Origin of the sequence: Bradyrhizobium sp., from assembly GCF_049581145.1 — a bacterium.
GTDB lineage: Bacteria > Pseudomonadota > Alphaproteobacteria > Rhizobiales > Xanthobacteraceae > Bradyrhizobium.
The window spans coordinates 1-8727 of the sequence record NZ_JBAURI010001214.1 but is presented as its reverse complement, the minus strand read 5'-3'; the positions used below and the strand labels follow the sequence as shown (position 1 = coordinate 8727).

Here is an 8727-nt window from a genome sequence, read left to right as displayed (position 1 = left end):
GACATGCTGGGCTCCGGTGAACATTATGCGCTCGAAGTGCGCGGCGATTCGATGGTGGACGCCGGAATCCTTGATGGCGACATGGCGCTAATCCAGCGCAACGAGACGGCGGACACCGGCGACATCGTGGTCGCACTGATCGACGATGAGGAAGCGACCCTGAAGCGTTTCCGCCGCCGCGGCGCGTCGATCGCGCTGGAGCCGGCCAATGCATCCTATGAAGTCCGCATCCTGCCGCCGAACCGGGTAAAGATTCAGGGCAAGCTGGTCGGGCTCTACCGGAAGTACTGAAGTCTTGTTGCAGCGCCGTAAATGATTTTCGTGGCTCGCGAGCTGGAGGCGAGGAACCGCTGAACGATGTTTGGCGGCGAGTAGTCCTGTTTTGTCGTGCGATGCTGGTTTTGTCGCATGACGCCGGCAACCACGCGCCTTCAACGCATTTGTGATCGGACTTCGCAACTGCGGGCCGTACAAATGCCCATAACCGAGCAATACTCTGGATTTCCTGTCCACTCTGATAGAGGCCTGCGCCTCCTTGAAAGAGCCTGACGCGGAAAGTTTGCGTATCGGGTTTCCGCTTACGTCATGCTCGACAGTCATGTGGAGCGCGGGTTGGCTATCTCAAAAAGAGGAGCAATCCGATGTGTGACTATAGTCTGCATGCCATGGCGACGCGTCCCGCCCAGGTTGGGGAGACGCTGGTTACCACGACATTTCGCGGCACCTCGACGCGAGGCTTCGCATCAGAAAAAGATCTTGCCGTCGCGGTCTGCATGCTTCCGGGAACGGAGCTCGCCTTTGCGCAGGACGTCAAGTACGACAACCGTTGGATTTGGACCAGGACCATCAATTCGCGAGTTGGAAAATTCGGCAAGGTGGATCCGCACATTCCGGATCGGCATCATGACGCGATCGAGTTTCCCGACGGGAAATCCGTACTGGTGACGCAGCTCTGCGAGGGACAGCGGGTCACGGTGCTGCAGTTGCCGGTAACGCAATCCAACACGGCGCCTGCCAAGACCGCTGCCGAGAGGCCGGCGCCGTCAACACTTCCAGCCGAGTAGACCAGGCGCCGCGCAAGGTCCCGCCGGCTCGTCGCCGGCGGCGCCGCGCGCGAGCGAGCGATGCACCGCGCGAACAAATCGCCAGCAGATCGACCGCGGGCAAACCGCGGGCAAACGGTCGAAAGCAAAGGTCACCGGTGGTCAACAAGATCACATGGCAAAAGGCCGGACGGGTCACCGAGCCCGGCCGGTATATGTTCACGTTCGGCTGGCTCACCGTGACGGCCGAAGATCTGGCGGTCTGGAATCAGTTTCCGAACGCGATATTCACGCTTGTCCAAATGCCGGCCGCGGTCTCGACTGAGGCCGGCGATCCCGATGCGGTCGAGATCGCCGAAGAGTTTCACCTCGGCGCATTCGAGTTGCCGACGAACGTCTGAGCGGTCCCCGGGTTTGCATGTGTTACAGCACAAGGGTCGGATTGTTCACTTTCGGTGAATAGTCCTTTTCGGTTTCCTGTGATTATCAGCCGCCCCCACCGACGCTAGATCTCCGACACGCAAGACGCGAGGCGCAGGCGCTTGGCGTCTGGCCGCAAAACAAAATGGAGATGAACCATGCGAAGGATCGTTCTGACCGCACTCGGCGTCGCGCTGATTGCAGCGTCGACCGCGCAGGCTGCAACGGCAAGTGAATATCATCATGCCCGCAGGGCGGTCCGCGCGCCGGTGGGCGCGCAAGCACCGGTACCCCCGCAATTCCGTAACGCCAACAACGCGGTCATCTGGCCGTCGCCGTCAGAGCCGGAATCGCTTTCCGATTATAGCGAAGGTCACGTGATTTCGGCTCCTGCCGGTCACTGATCAGGCTGCACGAGGAACGAGGCCCCGGCGTGAGCCGGGGCCTTCTCGTGACTGGGCATGCCTCCTTGCATTCAGTTTAGTCCTCCGTCTGCAAATCGGAGTCGGCCGGAGTGGCGTCTTGCGGACTTGACGTTTGTGGCCGCGACAGCACGGCGCCGTCGCTCCCGGCTTCGCCGGGCGTTGCAGGCGACCACGGCCGGTCGGCGCCTCTCGGTTTCACTGCGTCGACGACGAATTCACTTCCTCTTCGCCACAACGCCAGCGCGCCCTGCCGCCTGAGCCGTCCCTGCTCGATCACCGCGGCGGCACAGTCCCGCGGCGCCTGTCGCATCGTCACGATGAGCGCGGCGCGCTCGCAATCGTCAGCCAACGCGTCGGCCCGCAATGCGCTGGTAACAAAACTGCCATCGGCCATCGGGGCTACGCAGCCCGCATCGTCGCAAGAGACGCGATCGGCCAGCGAGGGATCGCCGGCCTGCCGTGGATCGGCGTCGGCCGCGAGCCACTCCTTGACCAGAAATGCATCCTTGGCGAAGCGCATCAGATGCAGCCGCCCATCCTTGCCGCGGACTGCGACATTGTGGCCATCGCCGGAAATCAGGATATCCGGCTGCGGGACCGCGAGCGCCCAGACGATGGCGAGCGCCAGCACGGCCGCGCCCGACCAGCGCAGCGGCGTGCGCAGAAATCCCATGAGGACAATGCCGATGGAGGACGCGATGAGCGGCCCCGTGCCGAACGCCGGCATGCGACCGATCGCGCCCGGAAGGGCTGCGACCCACTCCGTGACTTTGATCATCCAGTCGATGCCGATCCCCATCAGCCACCAGAAGACGCCGTCAAGGCCGAACGGCATCGCGAGCAGCCCGAGCATGCCCGCGGGCATCACGAGAGCGGACACCACCGGCATCGCCGCGAGATTGGCGAGCACGCCATAGGGCGTCACGCGGTGAAAATGGAAAGCGGCGTAAGGCGTCGTCGCAAGCCCCGCCACGAAGGAAGCCATCACCAGGGTCACGACCTCCCGACCGCCCCACAGCGCCACCCGCGCAGCCAATGAGCTGTCCGCCGTGGCGAACAGCCGGGGCATGCCGAGTTGCACCAGCGCCACCAGCCCAAGCGTGGCCGCAAACGACATCTGAAAACCGGGATGCACCAGCGCTTCTGGCACGACCACGAGCACGAGCATGGCCGCGACCGCAAGCGTGCGGAAGGTGATGGCACGGCGGTCGACCATCACCGCGATCAGCACCACCGCGGTCATATAAAACGAGCGTTGGGTAGCGACATCCAGACCCGACAGCAGCAGATAGAACAAGGCGGCAAACAGCGCCGCTGCAGCCGCCCATTTCTTGATCGGGAAGCTGACGGTCAGACCCGGGATCAGCGCCAGCAGCGCGCGCACCGCAAAGAACACGACACCGGCGACAACCGCCATGTGATAGCCGGAGATCGACAATACGTGGCCGAGTCCGGAAATGAACATCGCATCGTTGACCGGGTCCGTGATCGCGTCGCGCCGGCCGGTCAGGAGTGCGGTCGCGATCGATCGCTCGTCGCCGTCGAGCCGTGTGCGAATCCGCGCGTCGACCGCGTCGCGCAAATCCTGCATGACTGCGGCATAGCGCAGCGCCATCCCGCCGCTCTCAGGAGGGACGACGGTCTTGATCGCGCCCATCGCGAAACCGGAGGCGCCGACGCCCTGGAAGAAAAGGTCGCGGGAGAAATCGTAACCGCCTGGCCGCAACGGCGCCAGCGGCGGCTGCAGCCGCGCCTTCAATTCGACGAAGCTGCCGACATCGGGCGCGGTGCCCTTCTTGACCGACAGCCGCACGCGCTCCAGCTTCGCCTGATTGCGCGGAGTCTCCATGGTCACGACCCGCAACACGAAACGATCGGTGCGCTCGCGGATATCGCGCGTCTCGACAAAACCCGACAGCGCCACCGAATAGAGCGGTTTCGTCAATACGGTATGCGCGACGAGCGCGGTCCGGAACGTCGCGGTTGCAAAGCCGGCAGCGACGGCCGCGGTGAGCACTGCTGCGACAAAGAATTTGTGCCGGCGCAGCAGGAAGGCCGCGACGCAGAGCCCGATGGCCGTGACGGCAGCAACCCACAGCACCGGTTCGTGGTCGGCGCCGAAATAAAGTGCGATGCCTGCGCTGAACGCGACCGGCACCCACGGCAGCAAGCGCCCGGGACCCGCCTCGGCGCGCGCCCATGCCCTCAGCCTGGCGCCGAGCGAGGACCAGACGTCGAAACCTGCACCAGCGTAACCGCCCGCCGCGGCCCGTCCACCCGACGGCCACGTGCCAGCGATTCCCCCGGCGACCCCTTGCGTGTGGCGTGGCGGCTCGTTCCGCGCGGCCATCCGTTACACCTGACGATACCCTGTACGATCTCAGGCTACCGGAAGATGTTACCGCCCGAACAGCGGAACAAATGCAGAATCCGCAACGAATTCTCGGCGCTTTTTCTCAGCCCTTGCCGACTTCCTTGGCGAAGGTATCGCGCAGGCCGATGGTGCGATTGAACACCAGCCGGTCCGGCGCGGACTCCTTGTCGCGCACGAAATAGCCTTGGCGTTCGAACTGCATCACGTCGGGCGAATTGGCTTCCGCGATCGCCGGCTCGATCCGCGCATCGTGCAGGATCTCCAGCGACTGCGGATTGAGATCGGCTGCGAAATTGGAGGCGTCCGGACTCGGATTGGCAAAGAGCTGGTTGTAGATGCGGATTTCTGCCGACCTCGACTGAGCGGCAGGCAGCCAATGCATGGTCGCCTTGACCTTGCGGCCATCGGGCGCGTTGCCGCCCTTGGTCAGGGGATCATAGGTGCAGCGCAGCTCCACCACCTCGCCGGCCGCGTTCCTGATCGCTTCGCGGCACTTGATGAAATAGGCGTAGCGCAGCCGCACTTCGGTGCCCGGTGAGAGGCGGAAGAACTTCTTCGGCGGGTTTTCCATGAAATCGTCGCGTTCGATATAGAGCTCGCGGCCAAAGGCGATTTTGCGGGTACCTTTTGCGGGATCGTCGGGGTGGTTGACCGCCTCGATCTCCTCGACCTCACCTTCCGGATAATTCTCAATCACCACTTTCAACGGCCGCAGCACCGCCATCCGCCGCAGCGAGGTCCGGTTCAGCTCCTCGCGGATGCAGAATTCGAGCATGCCGACGTCGACCACGCTGTTGGCCTTCGCCACCCCGATGCGCTTGATGAATTCGCGGATCGCGGCCGGCGGCACGCCGCGCCGCTTCAGTCCGGCCATGGTCGGCATGCGTGGATCGTCCCAGCCCGAGACGTGGCCGTCGCGCACGAGCTGCGTCAGGACCCGCTTCGACAGCAGCGTGTAGGTCAGATTGAGGCGGGCGAATTCGTACTGATGCGGCTTCGACGGCACCGGCAGCTTGTCGATCAGCCAGTCATAGAGCGGCCGGTGGTCCTCGAATTCCAGTGTGCAGATCGAATGCGTGATGCCCTCGATCGCGTCCGACTGGCCGTGCGCGTAGTCGTAGCTCGGATAGATCGACCATGCGTCGCCGGTGCGCGGATGATGCGCGTGCAGAATGCGGTAGAGCACGGGATCGCGCAGATTGATGTTACCGGAGGCCATGTCGATCTTGGCACGCAGTACGCGCGCACCGTTCGGGAATTCGCCTGCCTTCATGCGGCGGAACAGATCCAGGTTCTCCTCGATCGTGCGCTCCCGGAACGGGCTGTGCTTGCCGGGCTCGGTCAGCGTGCCGCGAGTGGCGCGGATATCCTCCTGCGACTGGTCGTCGACATAGGCAAGCCCATCGCGAATCAGACCCTCCGCCCATTCATACAGGCGGTCGAAATAATCCGAAGCATAGAACAGGTTGTTGCCCCAGTCGTAGCCCAGCCAATGCACGTCGGCCTGGATGGAATCGATGTATTCCTGCTCTTCCTTGGTCGGATTGGTGTCGTCGAAACGCAGATGGCAGCGTCCGCCAAACTCCTGCGCGACACCGAAATTCAGCCCGATCGACTTGGCGTGGCCGATATGCAGATAGCCGTTCGGCTCCGGCGGGAACCGGGTCACGATCACCTTCTGCCTGCCCGCGTCGAGATCGGCCTGGATGATATCGCGAATGAAATCGCGCCCCGCCGCTGCCGTCACCGTGTCTGTCGCCATTCCCTGATCCTGTCCAGAGGTCAGCAGCCGTTCTGCCAAATTCGCCCGACGCCGCCAAGTCTGCCTGCAAGCTTCGCTTGATCCAGGCGAGGCTTTAGTTATGCACCGTACCTGCTATACACCACCGCCCGATCCGCATAACACCCGCGTCCCTCATGGCTGATTCCATCGTCACCCGCTTTGCGCCCTCCCCGACCGGCTTTCTCCATATCGGAGGCGCCCGGACGGCGCTGTTCAACTGGCTCTATGCGCGCGGACGCGGCGGCAAGATGCTGTTGCGGATCGAAGACACCGACCGGGAACGCTCGACCAAAGCCGCCATCGAAGCCATCCTGGACGGACTGAGATGGCTCGAGCTCGATTGGGACGGCGACGTCATCTACCAGTTCAGCCGCGCCGCGCGCCATCGCGAGGTGGCCGAGCAGTTGCTTGCCGACGGCAAGGCCTATCGCTGCTATGCCACGCAATCGGAACTGACGGCAATGCGGGAAAAAGCCCGCGCCGAGGGCCGCACCCGGCTCTATGACGGCATGTGGCGGGATCGCGATCCCGCGGAGGCGCCCGGCGGGATCAAGCCGACAGTCCGGCTCCGCGCGCCGCAGACCGGCGAGACGGTGATCGAGGACCAGGTGCAGGGGCGCGTGGTCTGGCAGAACGAGAACCTCGACGACCTCGTGCTGCTGCGTGGCGACGGCACGCCGACCTACATGCTCGCGGTCGTGGTCGACGACCACGACATGGACGTCACCCACATCATCCGCGGCGACGATCATCTGATCAATGCCGCCCGCCAGACGCAGATCTACGACGCGCTGGGCTGGTCTGTGCCGAGCATGTCGCATATCCCGCTGATCCATGGTCCGGACGGCTCCAAACTGTCGAAGCGCCACGGCGCGCTTGGGGTCGATGCCTACCGCGCCATGGGATACCTTCCGGCCGCGGTGCGGAATTATCTGGTCCGGCTCGGCTGGAGCCACGGCGACCAGGAGATCTTCTCCACCGAGGAAATGATCGCGGCGTTCGACCTGCCCGCGATCGGCCGCTCGGCGGCGCGGTTCGATTTCGCCAAGCTGGAAAATCTCAACGGCCATTATATTCGCCATGCCGACGATCAGGCGCTGGTGACGATGTTCGAGAGCGTACTCAAATATGTTCCCAATGGGGCGGAGCTGGCGGCGAAGCTCAATGACGCAACTCGCTCGCAATTGCTGCAGGCGATGCCGAGCCTGAAGGAACGCGCCAAGACCCTGATCGAGCTGATCGACGGCGCCTACTTCATCTTCGCCGACCGGCCGCTGCATATCGAGCCGAAGGCTTTGGCCCTGCTGACGCCGGAAAACCGCGGGCTGATCGGCAGACTTCGCGCGGCGCTGGAGATGGCCGCGCCCTGGAGCGGGGCAACCACCGAGGCCGCGATGCGGACCTTCGCCGAGCAGAACAACATCAAACTCGGCGCGGTGGCCCAGCCGCTCCGCGCGGCCCTGACCGGCCGCACCACCTCTCCGGGAATTTTCGACGTGCTGGCGGTATTGGGACGGGATGAATGCCTGGCGCGACTTGCCGACCAAGCCTCCCCTGATCAAGCCTCCGCCTAAAGGCGGCATGACCGCCGGCGCCGCCATCTTGCAGCGCACATTGCAATAATATACCCATTTATGAAAGTGCTCCTTTCAATACCCGGCTCCCGAGGCGATCTGTTCGTTAGGGCGCACGGAGCGCATGTTCCACAAGGATTTCATCGGGGACTGCAACGATGGACGCAACATCAACGACAAAAACCGCGACGCTGACCGTCGGCAACAAGACCTACGATTTCCCCATTCTGAGCGGCACCATCGGGCCTGACGTCATCGACATCGCCAAGCTCTACGCCCAGTCCGGCATGTTCACCTACGACCCGGGCTTCACCTCGACCGGCAGCTGCCAGTCGAAGATCACCTATATCGACGGCGATGCCGGCATTCTCGAATATCGCGGCTATCCGATCGAGCAGCTTGCCGAGCACGGCGACTTCCTCGAAACCTGCTACCTCCTGCTCTACGGCGAGCTGCCGACTCCCGAGCAGAAAAAGGACTTCGACTTTCGCGTGACGCATCACACTATGGTGCACGAGCAGATGGCCCGCTTCTTCCAGGGCTTTCGCCGCGATGCCCATCCGATGGCGATAATGGTGGCCGCAGTCGGCGCATTGGCCGCGTTCTATCACGACTCCACCGACATCAACGACCCGACCCAGCGCATGATCGCATCGATGCGCATGATCGCGAAAATTCCGACCCTGGCGGCGATGGCCTACAAATACACCGTCGGCCAGCCGTTCATCTATCCGAAGAACTCGCTGGGGTTCGCCGAGAACTTCCTGCACATGTGCTTCGCGGTGCCCTGCGAGGAATACAAGGTCAATCCAGTCCTGGCGGACGCGCTCGAGAAGATATTCATCCTGCACGCCGACCATGAGCAGAATGCTTCGACCTCGACGGTGCGGATCGCCGGCTCGTCCGGCGCCAACCCGTTCGCCTGCATCGCCGCCGGCATCGCCTGCCTCTGGGGCCCGGCGCATGGCGGCGCCAACGAAGCTGCGCTGAACATGCTCTACGGCATCGGTTCGGTCGAGCACATTCCCGACTTCATCACGCGGGTCAAGGACAAGAACAGCGACGTCCGCCTGATGGGCTTCGGCCACCGCGTCTACAAGAACTACGA

At 63.5% G+C, this 8727-nt stretch carries 8 protein-coding genes; 6 read left to right on the top strand and 2 right to left on the bottom strand.

Features of this window, described 5'->3' with window-relative positions:
* The 4 genes from WCB02_RS38635 to WCB02_RS38620 all read left to right on the top strand — a co-directional run.
* Window positions 1-291 (top strand): LexA family protein (locus WCB02_RS38635; RefSeq protein ID WP_423967456.1); only part of this gene is annotated, 291 nt, incomplete at its 5' end.
* A gap of 350 nt (window positions 292-641) precedes the next feature.
* The gene (locus WCB02_RS38630; protein WP_423967454.1) at window positions 642-1064 is read left to right on the top strand and encodes a hypothetical protein; all 423 of its coding nucleotides are present in this window, start codon (window positions 642-644) and stop codon (window positions 1062-1064) included.
* A gap of 137 nt (window positions 1065-1201) precedes the next feature.
* Entirely contained in the window at window positions 1202-1444 is a 243-nt protein-coding gene (locus WCB02_RS38625; RefSeq protein ID WP_423967452.1) for a hypothetical protein, read from the top strand.
* 177 nt (window positions 1445-1621) lie between these two features.
* On the top strand, window positions 1622-1867 hold the full coding sequence (locus WCB02_RS38620; RefSeq protein WP_423967450.1) for a hypothetical protein: 246 nt from the start codon (window positions 1622-1624) through the stop codon (window positions 1865-1867).
* Window positions 1868-1943: 76 nt separating this feature from the next.
* Here the strand turns inward: WCB02_RS38620 and WCB02_RS38615 are convergent, their stop codons facing one another.
* Both WCB02_RS38615 and WCB02_RS38610 read right to left on the bottom strand, forming a co-directional pair.
* Window positions 1944-4238 (bottom strand): ComEC/Rec2 family competence protein, encoded by a 2295-nt coding sequence (locus tag WCB02_RS38615; RefSeq protein ID WP_423967448.1) that lies wholly within the window; start codon window positions 4236-4238, stop codon window positions 1944-1946.
* A gap of 106 nt (window positions 4239-4344) precedes the next feature.
* Window positions 4345-6024, bottom strand: a complete 1680-nt coding sequence (locus WCB02_RS38610; protein ID WP_423967446.1) for a glutamine--tRNA ligase/YqeY domain fusion protein — start codon at window positions 6022-6024, stop codon at window positions 4345-4347.
* A gap of 155 nt (window positions 6025-6179) precedes the next feature.
* Between WCB02_RS38610 and gltX the strand changes: the two genes are divergently transcribed.
* Both gltX and gltA read left to right on the top strand, forming a co-directional pair.
* The gene (gene gltX, locus WCB02_RS38605; RefSeq protein WP_423967444.1) at window positions 6180-7619 is read left to right on the top strand and encodes a glutamate--tRNA ligase; all 1440 of its coding nucleotides are present in this window, start codon (window positions 6180-6182) and stop codon (window positions 7617-7619) included.
* 158 nt (window positions 7620-7777) lie between these two features.
* On the top strand, window positions 7778-8727 hold a 950-nt coding region (gene gltA / locus WCB02_RS38600; protein ID WP_423967442.1), incomplete at its 3' end, for a citrate synthase.

Coding starts and splice junctions, on each gene's coding strand:
- WCB02_RS38620 (WP_423967450.1), top strand. CDS start 1,622: ATGCGAAGGATCGTTCTGACCGCACTCGGCGTCGCGCTGATTGCAGCG.
- WCB02_RS38630 (WP_423967454.1), top strand. CDS start 642: ATGTGTGACTATAGTCTGCATGCCATGGCGACGCGTCCCGCCCAGGTT.
- WCB02_RS38610 (WP_423967446.1), bottom strand. CDS start 6,024: ATGGCGACAGACACGGTGACGGCAGCGGCGGGGCGCGATTTCATTCGC.
- WCB02_RS38615 (WP_423967448.1), bottom strand. CDS start 4,238: ATGGCCGCGCGGAACGAGCCGCCACGCCACACGCAAGGGGTCGCCGGG.
- gltX (WP_423967444.1), top strand. CDS start 6,180: ATGGCTGATTCCATCGTCACCCGCTTTGCGCCCTCCCCGACCGGCTTT.